Annotated in this window: 21 protein-coding genes; 5 read left to right on the forward strand and 16 right to left on the reverse strand. The window is 52.2% G+C overall.

The features are described 5' to 3' along the window. Positions 1-159: 159 nt before the first annotated feature. The 12 genes from flgL to NWAT_RS10935 form a co-directional block, all read right to left on the reverse strand. Complete coding sequence (gene flgL / locus NWAT_RS10880; protein ID WP_013221119.1) at positions 160-1,362, reverse strand: flagellar hook-associated protein FlgL; 1,203 nt, start codon at positions 1,360-1,362, stop codon at positions 160-162. A 3-nt stretch (positions 1,363-1,365) separates the two neighbouring features. Next, a complete protein-coding gene (gene flgK / locus NWAT_RS10885; RefSeq protein WP_013221120.1) occupies positions 1,366-3,309 on the reverse strand; it encodes a flagellar hook-associated protein FlgK in 1,944 nt (647 codons plus the stop codon). Between the two features lie 58 nt (positions 3,310-3,367). Beyond that, positions 3,368-4,345, reverse strand: a complete 978-nt coding sequence (gene flgJ / locus NWAT_RS10890) for a flagellar assembly peptidoglycan hydrolase FlgJ (protein ID WP_013221121.1) — start codon at positions 4,343-4,345, stop codon at positions 3,368-3,370. Between the two features lie 20 nt (positions 4,346-4,365). Beyond that, positions 4,366-5,469 carry a flagellar basal body P-ring protein FlgI gene (locus tag NWAT_RS10895; protein ID WP_013221122.1) on the reverse strand — a complete coding sequence of 368 codons (1,104 nt, stop codon included), beginning with the start codon at positions 5,467-5,469 and terminating at the stop codon, positions 4,366-4,368. A 51-nt stretch (positions 5,470-5,520) separates the two neighbouring features. Then, complete coding sequence (gene flgH, locus NWAT_RS10900; RefSeq protein ID WP_013221123.1) at positions 5,521-6,225, reverse strand: flagellar basal body L-ring protein FlgH; 705 nt, start codon at positions 6,223-6,225, stop codon at positions 5,521-5,523. Between the two features lie 26 nt (positions 6,226-6,251). Next, a complete protein-coding gene (gene flgG, locus NWAT_RS10905; protein WP_013221124.1) occupies positions 6,252-7,037 on the reverse strand; it encodes a flagellar basal-body rod protein FlgG in 786 nt (261 codons plus the stop codon). Between the two features lie 10 nt (positions 7,038-7,047). Beyond that, a complete protein-coding gene (gene flgF / locus NWAT_RS10910; protein ID WP_013221125.1) occupies positions 7,048-7,791 on the reverse strand; it encodes a flagellar basal-body rod protein FlgF in 744 nt (247 codons plus the stop codon). A gap of 24 nt (positions 7,792-7,815) precedes the next feature. After that, entirely contained in the window at positions 7,816-9,093 is a 1,278-nt protein-coding gene (flgE, locus tag NWAT_RS10915; RefSeq protein WP_013221126.1) for a flagellar hook protein FlgE, read from the reverse strand. A 24-nt stretch (positions 9,094-9,117) separates the two neighbouring features. Next, on the reverse strand, positions 9,118-9,798 hold the full coding sequence (locus tag NWAT_RS10920; protein WP_013221127.1) for a flagellar hook assembly protein FlgD: 681 nt from the start codon (positions 9,796-9,798) through the stop codon (positions 9,118-9,120). Between the two features lie 20 nt (positions 9,799-9,818). After that, complete coding sequence (gene flgC, locus NWAT_RS10925) at positions 9,819-10,232, reverse strand: flagellar basal body rod protein FlgC (RefSeq protein WP_013221128.1); 414 nt, start codon at positions 10,230-10,232, stop codon at positions 9,819-9,821. Positions 10,233-10,235: 3 nt separating this feature from the next. Beyond that, positions 10,236-10,631, reverse strand: coding sequence for a flagellar basal body rod protein FlgB (flgB, locus tag NWAT_RS10930; protein WP_013221129.1), 396 nt, complete (start codon positions 10,629-10,631; stop codon positions 10,236-10,238). Positions 10,632-10,840: 209 nt separating this feature from the next. Beyond that, the gene (locus NWAT_RS10935) at positions 10,841-11,227 is read right to left on the reverse strand and encodes a SirB2 family protein (protein WP_013221130.1); all 387 of its coding nucleotides are present in this window, start codon (positions 11,225-11,227) and stop codon (positions 10,841-10,843) included. Between the two features lie 247 nt (positions 11,228-11,474). Here NWAT_RS10935 and NWAT_RS10940 point away from each other — a divergent pair, with 247 nt between their 5' ends. Next, positions 11,475-13,643, forward strand: coding sequence for an AMP-binding protein (locus NWAT_RS10940; protein WP_232420104.1), 2,169 nt, complete (start codon positions 11,475-11,477; stop codon positions 13,641-13,643). Between the two features lie 123 nt (positions 13,644-13,766). Here the strand turns inward: NWAT_RS10940 and clpB are convergent, their stop codons facing one another. The 4 genes from clpB to NWAT_RS10960 all read right to left on the reverse strand — a co-directional run bounded on the left by clpB (position 13,767) and on the right by NWAT_RS10960 (position 18,705). Then, on the reverse strand, positions 13,767-16,364 hold the full coding sequence (gene clpB / locus NWAT_RS10945; protein ID WP_013221132.1) for an ATP-dependent chaperone ClpB: 2,598 nt from the start codon (positions 16,362-16,364) through the stop codon (positions 13,767-13,769). Between the two features lie 85 nt (positions 16,365-16,449). After that, positions 16,450-17,181, reverse strand: a complete 732-nt coding sequence (locus NWAT_RS10950) for a lysophospholipid acyltransferase family protein (RefSeq protein WP_232420105.1) — start codon at positions 17,179-17,181, stop codon at positions 16,450-16,452. A gap of 39 nt (positions 17,182-17,220) precedes the next feature. Further along, positions 17,221-17,850, reverse strand: coding sequence for an L-threonylcarbamoyladenylate synthase (locus NWAT_RS10955; protein ID WP_013221134.1), 630 nt, complete (start codon positions 17,848-17,850; stop codon positions 17,221-17,223). A gap of 18 nt (positions 17,851-17,868) precedes the next feature. Beyond that, the gene (locus tag NWAT_RS10960; RefSeq protein ID WP_013221135.1) at positions 17,869-18,705 is read right to left on the reverse strand and encodes a PHP domain-containing protein; all 837 of its coding nucleotides are present in this window, start codon (positions 18,703-18,705) and stop codon (positions 17,869-17,871) included. A 65-nt stretch (positions 18,706-18,770) separates the two neighbouring features. Between NWAT_RS10960 and NWAT_RS10965 the strand changes: the two genes are divergently transcribed. From NWAT_RS10965 to ppk1, 4 genes are read left to right on the forward strand one after another with little or no spacing between them, the layout of a single operon-like run. Further along, positions 18,771-19,385 carry a septation protein A gene (locus tag NWAT_RS10965; protein WP_013221136.1) on the forward strand — a complete coding sequence of 205 codons (615 nt, stop codon included), beginning with the start codon at positions 18,771-18,773 and terminating at the stop codon, positions 19,383-19,385. Between the two features lie 2 nt (positions 19,386-19,387). Continuing rightward, positions 19,388-19,687 (forward strand): YciI family protein, encoded by a 300-nt coding sequence (locus NWAT_RS10970; RefSeq protein WP_013221137.1) that lies wholly within the window; start codon positions 19,388-19,390, stop codon positions 19,685-19,687. After that, positions 19,684-19,965 (forward strand): BolA family protein, encoded by a 282-nt coding sequence (locus NWAT_RS10975; RefSeq protein WP_013221138.1) that lies wholly within the window; start codon positions 19,684-19,686, stop codon positions 19,963-19,965. The genes NWAT_RS10970 and NWAT_RS10975 overlap by 4 nt, the downstream gene beginning before the upstream one ends. Before the next feature lie 30 nt (positions 19,966-19,995). Then, positions 19,996-22,068, forward strand: a complete 2,073-nt coding sequence (gene ppk1, locus NWAT_RS10980; RefSeq protein ID WP_013221139.1) for a polyphosphate kinase 1 — start codon at positions 19,996-19,998, stop codon at positions 22,066-22,068. Positions 22,069-22,075 lie beyond the last annotated feature (7 nt).

Consider the following 22,075-nt stretch of genomic DNA (forward strand, 5'->3'; position numbering starts at 1 on the left):
GGATTTGCCGCTGGTAACGAGGCTTGAGAGTGAATCTGTCGACGGTTCCACAATTCTGATAGAAAGCGCAGTATTAATTTGAGAAGAATAGGGCTAATTTCGCGCTACTCAACTGCCCCTACAAGGTATCAAGTAGCGCGGACCCCGCGCACGAAGAGGCTACAGAAAATTAAACAAAGATAATCCCTGCAAACGGGCATAAGTCCGCTGGGCGGCCTCAAGTCCTGTTAGCTGCTGATTTAAACGTCCAATGGCTTCAGCCAAATCCAGATCATTAAGCGAGGATTGTTCCCTGGCCAATTGCAAGCTGGTCTCCTCATTTACTTGGCGTTCCCTATCGACGGCATTAAGGCGGGCGCCCGTCTCTGCCCGGACTTCCAAAACCTTGCCCATGGCTTGGTCCAGATCAGTGAGAGTCTTGTTCATATCATTATGGAAGCGGGCCTGGCTGGTGGTATCGTTGATTGGCCGCTCCAGAGCTTCAATAAAATGCTGGGCAATAGTGAACATATCCCGGTGAGCACTTGCTCGAAGGGTAAAGCTGTCTCCATCCGCGGGAACCCCGGTGATGCTTGCCTGAGCGCCGCCAAAAGCAATCTCCTCCCCACTGGCGAAGTCACCATTAGCCACAACGGTATGCTGGGAGTCCAATACCTGGTAGGTAAGGGGATCATCAGGCGTCGCCTGGGAAAATTGCAAGGTATAGTTGCCGGGAATGAAGGCTCCGTTGGCCGAACCGGGCGCAATTACCCCTGAACCCCTATTTACGGGATTAGCCTCGGTGGCAAAAACGCCATTACCCTCGCGGATGGCTAAAAATACCTCGGAGCCAGAATGGCTATCCGCGACCTGCGCTGAGGGACCAATGGAGATTAGACGCTGGGCCTGATCCCCTTGATAAGAAACGCCCCCCCCTGCTTGAATAAAAGGCTGGGTGCGACCCTTAGCGCCGGCAAAAAGATATTCGCCACTGGCGTCCTGGCTATTCGCCAGCCCTACCAGTTCGTTAAGGCGCTGCCGGACCTCCTGGGCAATGATGGCCCGATTCTCATTGTTTTGAGCGCCATTATTGGCCTGCACCGCCAACTCCCGCACGCCCTGCAATACATTATTCACTCCCGCCAGGGCGTTTTCCTCTTGGGACAAACGGGCTGTCGCCAGGTCAGCGTTTGTTTGAAACTGGGCGGTTCTCCCGGAAGCTTCGCGGACTTCCAGCAAGCGAGCAGCCGCAACAGGATCATCGGCCGGCGTTTGCATACGCTCGCCACTGGCTATTTGCCGCTGGGTTTTGCTCACCTGGGTTTGCTGGCGAAGCATCCCCTCGATGCTTTGTTGCTGAAATAAAGAAGTGGAGATACGCATAAATTATCGACCTACCGCGCCTAACAAAGTCTGAAACATGGTATCGGCAGTGGAAATCACCCGGGCGGCGGCTTGGAAAGCCTGCTGGAAGCGGATTAAATTTGCCGCTTCTTCCTCCAGATTCACTCCCGATACCCCTTCTTTCTCTGCAACAGCCTGATCAAGTAAGGTTTTATGGGTATCCTGATTGGCTTCCGCCTGGCGGGTACGAGCTCCCACCTCCGCTACCAAGCGGCCATACTGCTCCTGATAAGACATAGTCCCATCCTGAAAGATAGGCTTGGTTTGTAATCCAGCAAGACTGAGGGCGTTACGGTTATCCCCAACGCCCCCCGTATTATTCTGGAGCATAAAGGTATCCCCATCCGCGGGAACCCCGGAAATTATAAAATTCAACCCCCCCACGCTGGGGAGATCAAATTCCTTACCATTACTTTCGGTAGCCGGATCAAAATCCAGGGTCCCTCCTGGACCGCCGCTTACATTAAACTGCCGCGCCGCAGCGTCATAGGTCAAGGTCACCTCTCCATTAGGCGGCAAGGGAAGACCGGTAGTATTGGTTACCGCGGCAGCTGAAATTTGCCCCGTACCCCCGTTGCCAAGATTCGCCTCGGTGCGGATAGGTCCGGCAGCAGCGATGCGGGCAGAATCGGTAAGCGCCATCCCAAACTGTTGCGCCGCCGTCCGGGTAGGCTGGATCAGATAACTGTCGCCCCCATTAATGGAGCCAGAGGTTAAATTCAAGGTCAACCCATCGACAGTTTCCGCGCCGCCGGGAAAGGCGCTTAAGGAAAAAGCTTGGTTATCGGACAGCCGGGTCAGGGTAAATCCCGCCCCATTCCGGTCCAAGCGATAATCGCTATCGGTCAGCTTGCTGGCATCGCTGATGGCGACTGCAATCACGCCATCGCCGGTATTATCAGCGCGCGGCAAAGAAACCGCTGTATTGGAATCGATAGGCGCAAAAAAATCGCCGCCGAGTTCTCCCTGAGGGTCCATGCCTAGGCGGTGCTGCTCGTTGAAGGACTGGGCAACTCCCACCGCAAGTTGCCCCAAGGCATTGCGGGAGGGTTCCAACACTTCATCGCGGAAGCTCAACAGGGCCCCTAATTCACCGCCCTGAATAGAGTCGGAAATAGGGGTAACCCCACCCTTGGTAGCATAACCCACTTCCAGGCGGGAGGCTTCATAGGAATTAGCCAAAGTGGTTAGGGAATGACTGTGGTCGCCTGTTACCAGGGATTGCCCCTTGCCAATAAAAACATTGAGGCTGCCATCGTCCTGGGGAAGCACGGTAACCGCTGCTTTTTGAGAAAGGTCTTGAATTAATTGGTCCCGTTGATCCAGCAAATCATTAGGCGGCTGGTCATTATGTTGTCCGCGAAGATCACGGATTTGCTGGTTGAGCCCGGCAATGGAGGAGGAGAGCGTATTCACTTCCGCAACAGTAGCCTGCAGGCGGGTGTTGATACCCTCGTCCAGTTCACTCAAGCGACCATCGAGAGAACGAACACGGGCCTCAAAAGTCTCCCCCTCGGTTAACAACATTTGGCGCGCCGCCGGACTGGAGGGATCGTTTGCCAATGCCTGCGCGGCATTGAAAAAATGCTGTGAAGAGGTAGAGAGCCCTGTTTCGGAGTCTGCGAAAAGATTATCCACCTGGGCTGCCAGATCATGGAAAGCCTTGGATTGAGCATACTCCGAGGTAGCGTGCCGCGCCTGCTCGGTCAGAAAAGAATCGTAGGCGCGGCGCACGGTGGTGACATCCACCCCGGTACCGATAAATCCCTGCCCGGTAAACTCGGGCAAGCGGGCGGCTAATTCTGCCCGCTGCCGGGAAAACCCCGGCGTATTCACATTAGCAATATTATGGCTAGTCGTGGCCAAGGCCCGCTGCGCGGCTAAAAGCCCGGAAGCGCCTATTCCTAAAAGATCGCTTGATGGCATAAATTAAGCTTCCCCTTACCTGTATGTAATTTAACCCTACGCCGTTTTCTTTTAACTATTAACGGCCTGCAACCGCCATTCTTGATTTCTCCAGGGCCTGATTGAGAGTCGCTCCCTTGAAAACCCGCAACACTTTGTCCGCATAGGCCGGATCAGTAGCATAGCCCGCCTCGGCCAGGGAGTGCATAAAGTCTATCGCGCTATGGGTTTGAGTAAGCGCATGATGATAGCGGGGCTGTTGCCGCAGAAAAGCAACGTAATCGTTAAAACTCTCGCCAAAGGACTCATAAGACCGAAAACGAGCCTGCTCCCGTACCGCTACCCCTTGCCGGTATTCGAGGGTGCTGACCTGGGTCACTGGTCCCTCCCAGCGGCTGTCTGCTTTGATATTAAATAGATTATGACTGCTCCCATGGGCCTCGGTACGGATAATTTGCTTGCCCCAACCTGTTTCCAATGCGGCCTGGGCCAGCAGCAATCGTGGGTCCAGCCCTAGAGACTGGGCGGCTCGCTGGGCTTCAGGCCAAAGGGTTTGGACAAAATCCTCGGCTGTTTCAAAATGGGGAAACGTCGGCAACGCATCAGGCTCAGCAATGGATGGTTTTTCTATCGTTTCAAAACGGGAGAATGCCGGCGGCCCATTGAACTCAATAGGCGATGGTTGTTTCACCTGACGACGGGGAGGCGCAAGATTCTGGGTAGTGACCGGCGGCTTCTCAGTGGCCGTCCCATTGCCTAATTGGGCGGCAATTCTATCCGCTAACCCCAGGCTCCCATGGCGGGCAATTTCAAAAGCAATTTGCTGATCAAAAAGTCCCTGATAGAAATCCACTTGCTTATTATCCAGCAACCCGCCTCCCTGGCCCGCCTCCCGCATGCTCTTTAGCATGGTCTGGATCAAAAAAGACTCAAACTGAGTCCCCACCCGGCGCAGAGTGTCCGGGTCCCTGGAGTCTTGCCGGGCGGTTTGACGAAGCTCGGCAAAGCCATTCTTGGAATAGCCATAAAAGGGCAAAAGCGCAGTAGACTGAACCATAAAATTTAGCGGCTAAACATTTACAATACCACCAACTCCGCGCTTAAGGCGCCTACTTGCTTGAGTGCTTCCAGAATTGCCACTAAATCGCCGGGTGCGGCCCCAACCTGATTGACCGCACGGACAATCTCACCAAGGGATACGCCAGGGGCAAACAGAAACATCCGGCTTCCTTCTTCCTGGATATCGATATCCGTGCGGGGAACCACCGCCGTCTGCCCGCCAGAGAGAGGAGGAGGCTGGCTGATCGCTGGATTAGAAGTAATGGTCACGGTAAGACGACCATGGGAGACCGCCGCTGGCTGGACTCGCACATGCTGGCCGATCACCACGGTCCCCGTGCGGGAATTAATGACTATCTTCGCCGGGGCTTCGCCAGGCGCCACCTCCAGATTCTCCAGCAAGGAAACAAAACTAACCCGTTGGGTCGGCAGGGCAGGCGCATTCACCTGGATCGAGGTTCCATCCAGAGGACGGGCGGTGCCGGCGCCTATCGCACTATTGATAGCGGCAGCTACCCGGTTAGCCGTAGTAAAATCCGAGGCATGGAGATTGAGAATGATAGGGCCACCATTGTGAAATGGGTTTGGCACGCCCCGTTCCACCGTGGCGCCATTAGGAATCCGTCCAGTACTGGGAATATTAACAGTCACCCGCGAGCCATCGTTTCCCTCGGCACCAAAACCACCCACGATAAGATTACCTTGGGCCATGGCATAGACTTGACCATCGGCACCCTTGAGGGGAGTCAGCAGGAGGCTGCCGCCACGCAAACTTTTGGCATTGCCCAAAGAGGAAACGGTAATGTCGATACTCTGACCCGGTTTGGCAAAGGGAGGCAATTGGGCATGGATAGAAACCGCCGCCACGTTTTTAGGCTGGAGGTTAACCCCTGGCGGCATAATGATCCCAAATTCCCGCAACATATTCCTAAGACTCTGGCGCGTATAGGAAATCTGGGTCACTTGATCACCCGTACCGCTCAACCCTACCACCAAGCCATAACCCACTAGTTGGTTGCTACGAACGCCAGCGATGGCCGCCAAATCCTTTACCCGCTCGGCTTGAGCTCCCTGGCTCAACCATAGCAAGGTCATGATGAAGAAGGTCTGAATAATTTTCACAATTTACCGTCTACCTTTCTTTGAAGTCAGGAATATTCTGCTAAAAACCACTTAAAAAGGCATAAATCTGCTAAAGAAAAATCGACTCAACCAACCCATGCGATTGGCTTCCTGGGTGGCTCCATCCCCCACATAGGCAATACGAGCATCGGCGAGATTTAAGGAAGATACCGTGTTATCCGGATTAATATAACGGCGGTTAACGATACCTGAAATTTTAATATATTCATTGCCATGGTTAATGGTGATCACCTTTTCGCCCCGGACCACCAAATTGCCATTAGGCAGGACTTCAGCCACGGTAACAGTAATATGGCCGCTTAAACGGTTATTTTGACTGCTATCTCCGCTGCCGGAAAATGCTCCCTTAGACTTGACCGCCATCTCCAGGGAATTGTTCTGATTACTGGCTAAAGGAACCCAGTTAGGCGTATTGAATTGGACACCAGAGCCAAGCAAGGTGGGGTTAGTCAAGGAATAGCTGGTGTTTCTGTCAATCGCCGTGTCGCTTCCTTTCTCCCCAGTGGTGCGCTCTTCCAAAACGATGGTCAGCACATCACCAACCCGCTGCGCCCGGAAATCCGTAAACAACGAGATCTCATAACCAGGGTGATAAATAGCCCCGTTGCTGGGCTGGGGTGGTGGCGCAACCACAGGGCGGGTAGCCGCAAAGCTAGGATCTGGAGGAGGCAACTGGGCGGCGCAGCCGGTAATAAGCATGCCCGCCATGGCAAGCATGGCTTTTTTTCTATTCATGACTAGCGCCTCCCGGATTTATGATTTTAAAGGGTTTGGGTTGCAAACCGGAGCATCTCATCGGTGCTGGAAATGGCTTTGGAGTTCATTTCATAGGCCCGTTGGGTCTCAATCATATTGACCAGTTCTTCCACCACATTGACATTCGCTCCTTCCAAGGCACCTTGAACCAAAGTACCAATGCCATTGAGACCCGGTATCCCAGTTTGCGCAACGCCACTGGCGGCGGTCTCCTTGAACAAGTTATTGCCCGTAGGTTGTAATCCCGCTGGGTTAATAAAATCAGCCAATTGGAGATTGCCCGCCTGAACAGGTGTGCCATCTCCCGGCATCAGTACCGATACGATGCCGTCAGAACCCACGGTGACGGAAAGCGCGCTCTGGGGAATCGTAATCCCCGGCTGCACAGGATAACCACTGGAAGTGACTAACTGACCATTGGCATCTATCTGAAAAGTGCCATCCCGAGTGTACGCCAAACTGCCATCAGGCATTAGAACCTGAAAAAAACCCCGCCCTTGAATGGCCATATCAAGCGAGTTCCCGGTCTGGGTCAAACCCCCTTGGGTAAAAAGTTTCTCGGTCGCCACGGTGCGCACGCCCGTACCCAACATTAGCCCGGAAGGCAGCAGTGTATTCTGGGAGGATTGGGCGCCTGGCTGGCGCACCGTCTGATAAAGAAGATCCTCAAATACCGCCCGATCCCGCTTAAAACCAGTGGTATTGACATTAGCAAGGTTATTGGAAATAGTGGCCATCCGCGTCTGCTGCGCATCCAGGCCCGTCTTGGCAATCCATAAAGCTTGATTCATTCTTGTCTCCTTAGCCCATCCGCAGCATTTGCGCCGAGGCGGTATCCAATTCCTTGGCTGTTTGCATCATTTTGGTTTGCATCTCATACTGGCGGGCCAGGGCAATCATCTCCACCAAGGCATCCACCCCGCTAGCATTGCTAGCTTCCAATTTCCCCGAAACCAAGGAAACCGAGGCATCCGCCGGAGCCTGCCCACCATTTGCCATCGTCATTAAACCCTCCTCGTCTTTTTGCAACTGGTCTAAGGGTGGATTGACCAGTTTAATGCGATCAAGCACTACCAAGGTGTTGGCGGCCTGGCCCAGGGGGCGAATAGAGAGGGTACCATCAGCGCCAATTTCTATTTTTTGCGCTGGGGGAATCGCTATGGTCCCTCCTTCCCCCAGAACCGGATGGCCTGCCCCGGTAGTCAAGATTCCGTTGCTGGTAATTTTAAGATTACCGGCTCGAGTGTAAGCTTCTCCCCCCGAGGGAGATCGCACCGCAAGCCATCCCCCCTCTCCCTGCACGGCCACATCCAGCTCACGTCCAGTGCTTTGAAGCGGCCCCGGCGTAAAATCCACACCTGGCCGCTCAGCCATGGCATACACCCGGGTAGGGTGGCCCTCGCCAAATACTGGTATGCTTCGAAACTGGGATAAATCGGCCCGAAATCCCGTGGTATTGAGATTAGCCAAATTATGATTGTTGGCGGCGGTAGCCTGCATGGTCTGCTGGGCCCCCGTCATTGCAACATAAAGCATTCGATCCATCTTTTAACCGCCTGCGCTTAGCCTTTAACGAATATTGATAATCGTGTCGGTAATGGTGCTGGCTGTTTCAATAGCCTTGGCATTGGCCTGAAAATTACGCTGCGCGGTAATCAAATGCACCAGCTCCGCGGTGAGATCTACGTTGGAGCTTTCCAAGGCACCTGTTTGGATCGTGCCAAAGCTGCCGACTCCCGCCTCTCCCGCCAAGGCGCTTCCTGAACTTACTGTTTCTCCCCAGGCATTGTTTCCCAGTTGACGCAGGCCTTGCTCATTGGGGAACTGGGCCAAGGCAACTTTGCCCAACGTGGAATTTTGCCCATTACTGTAATTAGCCTGAATAACGCCTGTCTTGCTGATATCCAAGCCGGTAAGGCGGCCCGAGGTAAAACCGTCCTGGTTCAATGCCGCCACATTAAATGGCGAAGCGACCTGAGTCGTGTTGTTAGCGGCAAAATCCAGCGTCAGAGCGATATCGTTAGCGCCATTATTGAGGGCAATAGAATCGGTTGCTAGGGGATCTGGCGTTGACCCGGTAAGAGCACCCGTGGCATCAAAATTAAGGGTTCCATACTGAACCCCACCGGCGCCAGCGGTTCCTCCATTGATATTAGCAAGGGTACCATCCAGGGAATGGTAAACAGCCCATTGATTGGTGCCATTGGTATCCTTGAGAAAATATAAAGTCGATATGTGACTGTTACCTAGGGAATCATAAACCGTTTCCGAAGTAGAAGCGGTATAGGTGCTGGTATCCAATAAATCTAAATTGACTGGATCAAGAGCGGCGGTATCCGAAGGTAAATTAGCCCCGATACTAATCCGGGAAGTAGCCTGGGGGGTACCTGCCGAGGTGGGAAGCCGCAAGGGCTGAGAGTTATTCAAGCTGGCCGCAGTGGCGGTGCCATTTTCATTCGTGGGAAAAGTCCGCAAGTACTGGCCTGAACTATTCACTACATAACCTTCCTTATCAACGCTAAAAGCGCCAGCCCGGGAATAGACCAAATCCTTATCATTAAGACTCGGTGATAAGGCAAAAAGCCCCTGACCGCTGATGGCCAAATCCAGGGAATTTTGCGTAAAATCCAAGTTGCCCTGTTCGAATTGCTGGGCTGTTTTATTAAGCAAAACCCCGCTGCCCACCGCTGTCTGGGAGCGGCCAAAAGACGAAACGGCAAAAATATCCGCGAACTCGCTCCGGGACCGCTTAAATCCTGTAGTACTCGCATTAGCAATATTGTGAGCGGTCACATCCAAATCAGACGAGGCAGCATTCAGCCCGCTCAAAGAAGTATTAAACGCCATAAAATTTCTCCTACACCCAAGTCTCTATAAAATTTCTTTCACTTGATTAAAAGGTACCGAACCCTGCCCGGTTAAGTTGAGGGTTAATCCCTCGCTGCCTTCTCCGATAACCACGCTGTCCACCCGGGTGGCGGCAAAAGTCGGAAAGGCTTGCGTACTTCCCCCGCTTGCGCCTTCCACTTTAAACTGATAGCGCCCTGGGGTTGCTGGCGTACCATCCTCTTTGAACCCATCCCAGGCAAACTGCACGGTCCCCGTTTGGTCATCTCCCAAATCCACGGTTCTGACCAACTGCCCTGCCTGATCAAAAATTTTCAGTTGTGGGCTGGTGACACCTGAAGGGAGTTCTACCGCCCCCCGGATTGAACCACCTGCTTCCAGGGAACCTTCCGCTGAGGGCACTAACACCGAACGACCCACGAGTCCCGATGCCTGTAGCGCCTGGTTGGACTGAAGGGAACCGCTAACCTCTTTAAAAGAAGTTTGCAAATCCTGTATACCCTTGACTGTTCCAAACTGGGCCACCTGACTAAGGAAGGTACTGTTATCCATAGGCTTAAAAGGGTCCTGATTATTAAGCTGGGCCGTCATCAATTTCAAAAATTGCTCTAACCCCAACTCGGTATTTTGTGCTTTTTTATCGGGCGGACGGACCAAACCTAACTCTTTATAAATCTCTGAACTGGAAGAGGTCGCAGTAACCATGGTGCTCTTTTCCTTATAAACTATTGACCCAATTGCAGGGTACGCAGAAGCAATTGTTTAGATGTATTGGCCATTTCCACGTTGTTCTGATAGCTTCGGGAAGCGGAAATCATATTGGCCATTTCCTCAATGGAATTAACATTGGGATGGAAAATATAGCCAGCTTCATTGGCCATGGGATGATCCGGGGCATATTCTTGCTGCAGCGGCGCGCCACTCTCCACCACGCCTAGCACCTGAACTCCGCCAGCGGGAGCTGCCGGGTTAAGCTCGTCCAGCAAAGTTGCGAATACTGGCTGACGAGCGCGATAAGTTTGATGAATGCTGCTGCTTACACTATCGGCGTTAGCCAAATTGCTGGCGGTAGTATTGAGTCGTAGGGTTTGAGCGCTCATGGCGGTTCCAGCAATATCAAAAACTTTAAACAACGACATTGCCTATTCTCCCCTCAGGGCTGATAATAACCCTTTGAATTTGCCGCTTAGAAAATGGAGGCTAGCTTGATATTGGAGCGCATTCTGCATGAATTCGCTGTGCTCCACCTGACTATCCACGGTGTTACCGTCAAGGGATGCCTGCTGGGGGATGCGGTAAAGCGCTTCGTCACCGGGGAATTGTCCTAAGGAATGGGATAGGTGCCCGGCGTGGGTTGCCTGGAGGGACAAGCCCTGTCCCTGGGCTTGTTGCAAGGCAGCCTTAAAATCAATATCCCGAGCTTTATAGCCGGGAGTATCTCCATTGGCAAGATTAGCCGCCAATATTTCGGCGCGCCGGGATCCGAGAGTCACAGCTTGGGGATAAATTCCCAGGGCCGCGTCAAAGGAAATAGACATAAGTTTACTCCAATCGCTTAACGAGCTTGATTGCTTATGGAAGTAGGCAAAATTTATACCAACAATACTAAATCCTTAACAATCAAATATATATAGAAAATTAACTTGCCTGCATACAAGCATACGCCGGCAAATAACCGCCGCTTGCGGCAATGAGATTGATGAAGATTTTGTCCTGCTACAGGATAAATACGGCGCGGAACAACGGCCTACAAAAGCCAGGGGAAAGGAGTCTTGCTACGGGCAACCCAAACCATATAAGCAAATAAAATCAGAGCGATACATCCCGCACCAATGCGGATAGTCCGGGTTCGACCATACTTCAGGGCGATACTACCAAAAACGATATACCCGATCAGGGCAAGAATTTTCGCTGTAAGCCAATCATTAACGAAGGGGTATTGATGCAGCACCAGCGTCAAACCAATGGCGCTTGCTAATAACACCGTATCTACAATAGGGGGGACAATGCGCACCCAGCGTTGTTGTAAATAAGGGGAAGAAGAAAGCATCCATAAGCCGCGCCCAACAAACAACACCAAAGTGGTCACTATACTTGTGAGGTGGATATATTTAAGCGTTAAGTATACATTCATTATTATCCAGCAAGGTGTTTAATCTATTTTTAAAGAGGATTCTCAATATTTCTATAAAACTATTATCCTGCTGCCTTAAAGGTCTTAAATAAGCTATTCCCGTTGTCATTATAACGCTCCTCCGGGCTCGGGCACCTTCCCTTATCCTCTAAGCTGCCCAGTTCTAAAGGTGCCTCTCCAATTTTTGAACGCCATGGAACAGCATATAACATCATCCGAAAAGAGAAATAGTCAGCGAGCCAAACGTATGGCTGCCTTACTTCGATATTTGCTCAAAAAAATTTATCGGGTCCAAGTCAAGGGCTTAGAGCATTATCAAGAGGCTGGCCCCCGGGTATTGTTAGCCGCCAACCATGTCTCCTTTCTCGATCCATTGCTCTTGGCAATGTTTCTCCCCCAGGACTCGGTCTTTGCTATCCCTCCTCAACTCGCCCGCAGTCGCTGGCTACGCCCCTGGCTCAAACTGTTGCCTACTTTTCCGTTAGATCTCGCTGCCCCCACGGCTCCAAAAGAGTTGCTCAAACGTCTCAAAGAACACCACAAGGTCATTCTCTTTCCCGAGGGAAGGATGAGCGTGACAGGTTCGGTGATGAAAATTTATCCCGGCTTAGGGTGGGCAGCCTGCAAAGCCGGAGCAACCGTACTGCCAATACGGATCGAAGGCGCTGAAGACACATCTTTTTCCTCCATGCGCGGCCGCCGCAAGTGGTTCCCTTCCATCACCATTACTCTGCTGCCACCCCAGGACTTCACCTTATCGCCCCAGCTTTCCAACCGGGAACGGCGCAAGCAGGCCGAAGCTCGACTAGTTGAGGCCATAGCAAAGATAAAGCTCTCCAATGGCCATTACCGCCAAACCATCTTTGATGCTTTGCTGGCAGCCCGCCAAGTCCATGGCGGAAAATTCCGAATTGCGCAAGACTTAGAGCACCAGCCAATACGCTACAATCAGCTAATACAGCGGGCCTTTCTGCTGGGCGCCGTGCTTACACGGGACACTCAGCCGGGCGAATATGTTGGCGTACTTCTGCCTAATACTTTAAGCACCGCAGTGCTCTTTTTTGCCTTGCACAGCCAGGGACGAATACCCGCCATGTTGAACTTCACCAGTGGCGCTAACGGCCTTTTGGCCGCCCTTGAGGCAAGTGGTATCCGGACCGTCTATACTTCACGGCGCTTTATCGAAGCTGCTGAATTACAGCCTATAGAGAAAGCCCTAACGCCTAAGGTTCAGTTAATTTACTTAGAAGACTTACGCCAGCACATCGGCCCTTGGAAATTTCTGCAAGCCGCCGTGCGCGCTCATTTCGCCCGTACTACCTATCACCGCACAGTACCCCAAGCGACCCCCGATAAACCAGCCGTGATTTTATTTACTTCGGGCTCTGAAGGATTGCCCAAGGGAGTGGTGCTTTCCCATGCCAACCTTCTGGCCAATATTCAACAAATTGCAAGCCGGATCGATTTTACCAGGGAGGATCTGATCTTTAATGCCCTACCTGTTTTCCACGCCTTTGGGTTAACGGCGGGAACCCTCTTACCCCTCCTTGGCGGCACCCGTTTATTTTTGTACCCTTCGCCGCTTCACTACCGGACGATCCCCGAAGCCGCCTACCAGGCTGATGCTACTATCTTATTTGGCACCAATACTTTCCTCGCCGGTTATGGCCAACATGCCCACCCTTACGACTTTTATAGCATACGCTACGTATTCGCAGGCGCGGAAAAACTGCAGGAACCCACGCGCCGGCTATGGGCTGATAAATTCGGGGTCCGCATTTTTGAAGGCTATGGCGTTACCGAAACCAGCCCGGTCTTGGCTGTTAATACTCCCGTTGATCACCGCCCAGGCACGGTGGGGAAACTAGTGCCTGGCATTCAATATCATATTGAGCCAGTGGCGGGCATCCATCAGGGAGGGCGCTTGGAGGTCCGTGGCCCCAATGTCATGCTCGGCTATTTACTACACCAGGCCCCAGGGCAATTACAACCGCCCCAAACTCCCCGTGGCAAAGGCTGGTACGATACCGGCGATATCGTCAGTATCGACGAAGAAGGTTATTTGACCATTCGCGGGCGCGCTAAGCGTTTTGCCAAAATCGCCGGCGAGATGGTTTCCCTCACTACGGTGGAAATGCTAGCCGCCACTGTCTGGCCCGAGGCATGCCATGCCGCCGTTTCCCTGCCAGACGCTAAAAAGGGAGAAGTGGTAGTGCTATTAACCGAGCAAAAAGGAGCTGAACGCCGTCCTCTGCTGCTCCAGGCGAAGAAAGAGGGACTCAGTGAACTCAACGTACCCCGCTGGATTTTAGTGGTGGAAAACATTCCCCTACTGGCTAGCGGCAAAGTCGATTACCCTAATGCGCAGCGATGGGCGGAGCAAAAACTATCACAGAAAGAAAAAACCTTGACCTGAATAACCACGATCGCTTACAAAAAGCCGTTAAAAACCAGGCATAAGACCGACGCCGGCAAAAAGCCGGCGTCTGGTTTTCAGAAACGGATATGGTTCCCTTCCCTAGGTAACATTAAGTCTAGGCTAGGCTACGGATGCTGCTCTCGTCTCTCTCTTAAAAGTAAATTGATCCCCTTCAACCCCCACCTCAATGAAATCCCCAGACTCAAATTTGCCAGCGAGAATTTCCTGGGCTAAGGGATTTTCGAGCCGTTGCTGAATCGCCCGCTTGAGGGGCCTGGCACCGTAAACTGGATCGAAGCCCGCCTCCGCCAGCTTGCTTAACGCATCCTCGGGAATAGTTAACACCATATCCCGTTGCGCCAATCGCTGCCGGAGATAACCCATCTGGATCTGGGCAATAGCCTGAAGCTGCTCTTTCTGTAAGGGATGAAAGACCACCACATCATCAACCCGGTTAATAAATTCTGGCCGAAAATGTTGTCCTACAATTTCCATTACCGCACTTTTCATTTCCTGGTAACGATCTTCTCCGGCCATTTCCTGGATAACATGGGAGCCGAGATTAGAAGTCATGACCACCACCGTATTGCGAAAGTCCACCGTGCGGCCATGACCATCCGTTAGCCGCCCGTCGTCCAGAACCTGAAGCAAGATATTAAACACATCCGGATGGGCCTTTTCTACCTCATCGAGCAAAATTACCGAATAGGGCTTACGGCGTACCGCCTCGGTCAGGTAACCTCCTTCCTCAAAACCCACATAACCCGGTGGAGCACCGATCAAACGGGCCACGGAATGCCGCTCCATAAATTCGGACATATCAATACGGACCATGGCCTCCTCCGTATCGAACAGGAACATCGCCAGGGCCTTGCAAAGCTCGGTTTTACCTACCCCTGTAGGCCCTAAAAAGAGAAAGGACCCATTGGGCCGGTTGGGATCAGCAAGCCCCGCTCGGGAGCGACGAATCGCGTTGCTCACCACGGCAATAGCCTCATCTTGACCCACCACACGCTGGTGAAGCGCCGCTTCCATTTTTAACAATTTCTCCCGCTCGCCTTCCAGCATTTTAGAGACTGGAATTCCCGTCCATTTGGAAACGACCTCCGCAATTTCCTCTTCCGAGACTTTATTGCGCAGCAACTTAAAATCATGCTGCTCCACCGCCGTGGCGGCATCCAACTGCTTTTGCAACTCTGGGATACGGCCATATTGCAACTCCGACATCCGCCCTAAATCTCCGGCACGATGGGCGGATTCCAAATCCAGGCGAGCCTGCTCCAGTTGCTCCTTGATTCCTTGGGCGCCACTTAAAGTAGCTTTCTCCGCCTTCCAGATTTCCTCCAAATCCGCATATTCCTTTTCCAACTGGTTCAGTTCGGTTTCCAGGGTTTCCAGACGCCTCTTGGAAGCTTCGTCAGTCTCCCGACGGAGAGCTTCCCGTTCAATCTTCAGTTGAATCAACCGCCTCTCCAATCGGTCCATGGGCTCTGGTTTGGAGTCGATTTCCATCCGAATGCGACTGGCGGCTTCATCAATGAGATCAATAGCCTTATCCGGCAGCTTGCGATCGGTGATGTAACGGTGAGATAAAGTCGCCGCCGCCACAATAGCAGGATCAGTAATTTCTACTCCATGATGAACCTCATAGCGTTCACTTAATCCCCGCAGAATAGCGATCGTATCCTCCACATTAGGCTCATCAACCAGCACCTTTTGGAAGCGCCGCTCCAGAGCCGCATCTTTTTCGATGTAGCGGCGGTATTCATCCAGAGTTGTGGCTCCAATACAGTGAAGTTCGCCCCGGGCCAAGGCAGGTTTAAGCATATTACTCGCGTCCATGGCTCCTTCCGCCTTACCGGCCCCCACCACCGTATGGAGTTCATCAATAAATAAGATAATATTTCCTTCCGCCTTACTAATATCCTTGAGCACGGCCTTAAGGCGCTCTTCGAATTCGCCCCGGAACTTGGCCCCAGCAATCAGCGCGCCCATATCCAAAGCAAGCAGACGCCTGTTTTTAAGCCCTTCCGGTACTTCACTATTAATAATACGCTGGGCTAGCCCTTCAGCAATCGCGGTTTTACCGACCCCTGGCTCACCAATGAGCACAGGATTATTTTTAGTCCGACGTTGCAACACCTGAATAGTGCGGCGAATCTCATCGTCGCGGCCAATGACAGGGTCCAGTTTACCCTGCTCTGCTCGCTCCGTAAGATCAATGGTATAACGTTCCAAAGCTTGACGTTGATCCTCAGCGCCAGGTTCATTCACCTGCTGGCCGCCCCGAATCGCCTGGATAGCCGCCTCTATACCACCCTTGGTTGCGCCATTTTTACGCAGCAATTCGCCCACCTGGCCTTTATCTTCCACCGCGGCAAGCACAAATAATTCACTGGAAATATATTGATCCTGGCGCTGCTGGGCCAGCTTATCAGTCACATTAAGCAAGCGGGCTAAATCCTGGGAAAGATGAATCTCTCCAGGCGTTCCCTGTACCTGGGGAAGCTGCTTCAGGGCTTCCCTAAGCTGGGTATGGAGGTTACGGACATTCACCCCAGCCTGCATTAGCAGCGGAGGGACACTACTCCCTTGCTGCTCTAGCAGGGCGAATATGATATGAAGTGGTTCTAAAAATTGATGATCCTGGCCTACCGCCACACTTTGAGCATCGGCCAAAGCTTCCTGGAACTTGGTCGTTAATTTATCCTGTCGCATTAGGCAAACCCTCTAGCATCTAATTATCTTAAATCTAAGAATAAAGATGGGGGCTACGCCCGGTAAATTAAACCCCATCCACTAGCTAGGAAATTTCTTCCTCCCGACCGCCTCGTATAGTTTGAGCAACCAGTGCTAAACACTCCTCTTGCGATAAGGAAAGACAGGATATAGGGGAACGATAACGGAGGAAAACGCGACTTCGAAGCAGCACCGCTCCCAGAATTCGGCCTTCTCCCTTCACCCCTTCAATGTGTACCCCATAGACAGACACGCCAGAACGGGCGGCAAGCCAGGCTATCCCTTTCTTAAGAGGCCGGGGCGGGTCCGTATCCAGATGAATCCCTCCCTGGGGGAAAATGACCACGGCTTCCCCGGCGCGCAGGGCAAGCAAAGCCTGTCGAAGGGCTTTTTCTGGCCGACCGCTGCGATCAACGGGGATACACCCCATGGCCTGGCACAATTTTTTGAGTCCAAATCGCTGATATTGCTCACGGGCAATTAAAAACCTTAAGGGCCGGGGACTCGCCGCTACCAAAAGCAGCGGATCTAGCCCGGAAACATGGTTAGCTGCCACCAACACTCCCCCTTGGGGGGGTAAGGGCAATAAGTCAGAATTAAGGCGATGAAAACGGCGGCAGTAAAGACGATTCAAGCCATCCAGTCGATTTAGCCACGGCCCGCCCCAATCGACCTCATTAGCTGACTCACAAGCACGAAGGCCTCGGCTCCACCCCCAGCCTGCCGCAACAACCGCTAACATGAGGAAAAGCCATAGCCCAATCTCAGCCAGCATAGCCACCATTACTTTACTCAAGCACCTTGCTAATGTTTAAATCCCGCCCCTGGCCTAGAATTAGGATTGAGCCTTAAAAAGCGTAGTATCACCCTTGCCCTCGCGGATGACCTTTGGCATATCTTCGACCAAATCAACGACGGTGGTCGGCTCGAAGCCACAATAACCACCATCGATAATAAGATCCACTTGGCCACCCATCCGATCTCGAATCTCCTCTGGATCAGTGAGGGGAATGTCTTCTCCTGGCAAAATCAAGGTGGAGCTTATCAGGGGTTCACCCAGGGTAGTCAGCAATGCTTGCGTAACCGTATTAGCTGGAACCCGAATGCCAATCGTGCGCCGCTTAGGGTCCTGCAAACGCCGCGGCACCTCCCGGGTTGCCTTAAAAATAAAAGTATAAGCGCCAGGCGTTAGCGCCTTTAATAACCGAAAGGCGCTATTACCTACTTTGGCATAGAGGGAAAGTTCCGAAAGGTCGCGACTCACCAAGCTAAATTCATGGCGATTGCCGAGACCTCGGAGTTGACGGATACGATCCGCTGCCGCCTTGTTTCCCACCTGGCATCCTAACGCATAGCCAGAATCCGTGGGATAGACGATAAGTCCTTCCTGCCGAAGGAAGCTAGCTGCTTGGTTAAGAAGGCGTTGTTGGGGATTAGCAGGATGGATACGAAAATACTGACTCATAAAAATGAAACCTCACAATCATTGCCATAAACTCCATACCGGCTTGCAGTTCCCAGGCAAAGGAGGAATTCTCCCCAGTTCGACCCAGGCTTGCCCAGGTCCATGGTAGTCGGAGCCACAAGACCCGAGCAATTCCATGTCCCTAGCAAGACCCAGTAAAAGCGCCGTTGCCTCTGGCGGCTGGCTGCCTGACAGCACTTCCATCGCCACTCCCCCGCATTCTTTAAATTCGCTGAACAATCGCACTAATTTACTACGAGTCAAATGGTAGCGCGCTGGATGCGCAACGACGGCACATCCACCCGCCTGCCGAATCCAGCCCACAGCCTGTTCCAAGGTTGCCCAACAACCGGCAACATAACCGGGCTTGCCCTGAGCTAAATAGCGTTTAAAAACTGCCTGGGTATTCTTGGCATACCCCCTTGCCACCAAAAAACGGGCAAAATGGGTACGGCTGAGGATGCTACCCTGAGCATAGCAGGAAGCTCCCTCCAACGCTCCCTCAATGCCTGCTTTTTGCAAACCATGGGCAATTTCACGGGCCCGCTCATCCCGATAGGATCGTAGCTTTTGAAGACCGGCTTGCAATCCTGGCTCCTCCTGGTTAATTCCCAATCCTAGAATATGCACCGTACGCCCTCCCCAGGTTACCGAAATCTCCACTCCGGGGATCAGATTCAAAGCCAGATCCTCAGTGGCCACACTGGCTTCAGTGAGGCCAGCGGTGCAATCGTGATCGGTCAAAGCCAGGACATTTACTCCTTGCCCGGCAGCCCGCCGTACCAGTTCTGCCGGCTTCAAGGTCCCATCGGAAGCCGTTGAATGGGTATGTAAATCATAAATTACGGTTGTCATTTGATACAGTGTACCTTATACAGCAAATTCAGTAAGATATTTTATGGGCGTACAGGATAAACCTTATGAAACTGTTTTTTGACCTTTTTCCCATTATTTTATTTTTTGCCGCTTATCAACTCTACGACCAACTACCCCCTGACATTGTAGCGGGACTTGATCACATTCCCTTTCTGGTATTAATTCCCGGCGCACCAGAAAATGCCATTCTTTTTGCCACAGCGGTAGCTATCGTGGCCTCTGTTCTCCAAGTCGGTCTTTATTTTTTTAAGCACCATCGTTTTGAATCCATGCATCTGGTCACGCTAGGTTTAGTAGTTGTATTAGGAGGTGCGACCCTCATGTTTCGGGACCCTACTTTCATCAAGTGGAAACCCACCGTGGTCAATTGGCTTTTTGGACTTGCCTTTCTTGCCAGTCAGCTATTCACCCACAAGCCCCTGGTGCAACGTATGATGAGTACGGCCATCACCCTACCAACTTCCATCTGGAATCGCCTTAATGGAGCCTGGATAATATTTTTCTTTATTTCGGGGCTGGCTAATCTCTATGTCGCCTATGCATTCACAGAAGCCGTCTGGGTAAATTTTAAACTGTTTGGTATGCTAGGATTAACTTTGTTATTTGTCGTTGGCCAAGCTTTTTACCTGACCCGATATCTCAACCCCTCCGAGGACTGATCATGCTCTACGCGATTATGGGTCAAGATGTTGACCATAGCCTAGAACGCCGCCGTCAGGCCCGCTCCGAGCACTTGGCGCGAATCCAGAAACTCCAAGAGAATGGCCACCTGGTGCTAGCAGGCCCTTTTCCTGCCCTGGATACCCAGGACCCTGGAGAAGCGGGCTTTACTGGCAGTCTCATCGTAGCAGAATTTCCCTCCCTGGAAGCAGCTCAACAATGGGCCGAAGCTGATCCTTATATAGAAGCAGGAGTTTATGCTTATGTCACCGTCAAACCCTTCAAACAGGTGCTGCCGTGACACCAGAGGAACGGATCGTATTTATCCAAACGCAATTAAAGGCGACTCTTTCCCCCCAGCATGTAACCGTCGAGGATGACAGTGCCCGCCATGCTGGCCATAAGGGTCATGGCGGCGGCGGTCACTACCGAGTCATCATTGTTGCGCAAGCTTTTAGCGGAAAGTCTTTATTAGAGCGCCACCGCATGGTCTACAAGGCGGTCCAGGAAGGCATGGGCCAGGATATTCATGCCTTGAGCATTAAAGCTTATACACCCCAGGAGAACCCATTAAATTAGAAGCATTGCTGCTTCCCACGGACTGCAATCATGGATGCCCCTGACCTAAACCACCCTGATCTTTACCTTAACCGCGAACTCAGCCTGCTGCAATTTCATAGCCGGGTGCTGGCCCAGGCGACCGACGAGAGCATCCCCCTGCTAGAAAGGCTCCGCTTTCTTTGTATCTCCAGCACCAATCTGGATGAATTTTTTGAAATACGGGTTGCAGGGCTTAAAGAAAAAATCGTCCTAGGCTCTCTTCAGGCCGGACCGGATGGCTTAACACCTCATGAAACCTTAAAGCGAGTAAGCGAACATGCCCATAGCATGGTAGAAGAGCAATACCGAATCTTGCAGGAAACCTTATTTCCCCAGCTTGAAAAAGAGAACATTCGCTTTCTCCGACGCCAGGAGTGGAGCTCTAAACAAACCCAGTGGGTAAAACGCTACTTTAACAACGAGCTGGTGCCAATGCTAAGTCCCCTTGGCTTGGATCCCGCCCACCCTTTTCCCCGGATTATCAATAAAAGCCTAAATTTTATCGTTTCCCTGGAAGGAAAAGACGCCTTTGGCCGGGAGAACGGCATTGCTATTGTCACGGCTCCTAGGGCTCTGCCACGACTTATCCATCTACCCCATGCCTATAGCAAGGGACCCTACGATTTCATTTTCCTCTCTTCCATTATTCATGCCTACGTAGATGATTTATTCCCAGGAATGTCCGCTACGGGCTGCTATCAATTCCGGGTCACCCGCAACAGCGATCTATTTGTGGATGAGGAAGAAATCGATGACTTGCTCCATGCCCTGGAGGGAGAGCTATCCACACGCCGCTACGGCGATGCGGTTCGCTTGGAAGTGGCGGATAATTGCTCCGACGAAATGTCTCATTTTCTTCTCAAGCAATTCAACCTGACCTCCGATGACCTCTATGAGGTAAGTGGTTTAGTGAGCTTAAACCGTCTGATGCCCCTCCCGGATCTGGTGGAGCGCCCCGATCTTAAGTATCCGCCGTTCACTCCCGGCCTGCCCTTGCGCATGAGCCGCAATACCGATATTTTTGAAATCATTCAGCGCGGCGATGTACTGCTACACCACCCTTTCGAGTCCTTTGTCCCCGTCATCGAGTTCCTGCGCCAGGCGGCGGTCGATCCTCAGGTGCTGGCGATTAAACAAACGCTTTACCGCACGGGTCCCGACTCCGCCATCGTCAACGCGCTGGTGGAAGCCGCCAAGGCCGGCAAGGAAGTCATTGCGGTAGTGGAACTGCGAGCCCGCTTCGATGAAGAAGAAAATATTCACTTAGCCAACCGTTTACAGGATGCCGGCGCACAAGTCGTTTATGGCGTGGTAGGCTATAAAAGCCACGCCAAAATGATAGTCGTGGTACGGCGGGAAAGGAAGCGGCTACGGCGCTATGTCCATCTGGGCACCGGCAATTACCACGCAAGAACCAGCCGCATCTATACCGATATGGGTCTACTGACTTGTGATAAAGATATTGGCGATGATGTCCATAAAATCTTTTTGCAGCTCACCGGACTCGGTAAGGCTGGCAAGCTCAAAAAACTCTGGCAATCTCCCTTTACCCTGCACAAACAACTTATCAACGCCATCGAACGGGAGGCAGAACACGCCAGCAATGGCAAAGCCGCCCATCTTATCGCTAAACTCAATGCTCTTACGGAGCCCCAACTCATCCAGGCTCTTTACCGGGCTTCCCAAGCCGGGGTGAAAATTGAACTCATTATCCGGGGCACTTGCCGACTGCGGCCTGGTATTCCCAATGTCTCAGACAACATTCACGTGCGCTCTATTGTTGGCCGTTTTCTGGAGCACAGCCGTATCTATTATTTTCTCAATGGCGGCCATAGCGAAATCTACTGCGCCAGCGCTGATTGGATGGAACGGAACATATTTCGCCGCGTCGAAACCGCTTTTCCCATCGAGGATCACCAGCTAGCCAAGCGGGTCTTCAAGGAAGGACTTGCCGTCTATCTTTCGGACAACACCCAGGCATGGATACTGCAATCCGACGGTAGCTACAAACGCCTCAGGCCAACAGGCAATCAAAAACCTCGTTCAGCACAACAATTATTACTGGAGAAACAGGCGGGTTAGGCTCCCG

It is taken from the genome of Nitrosococcus watsonii C-113 (assembly GCF_000143085.1).
GTDB classification, from domain to species: Bacteria; Pseudomonadota; Gammaproteobacteria; order Nitrosococcales; family Nitrosococcaceae; genus Nitrosococcus; species Nitrosococcus watsonii.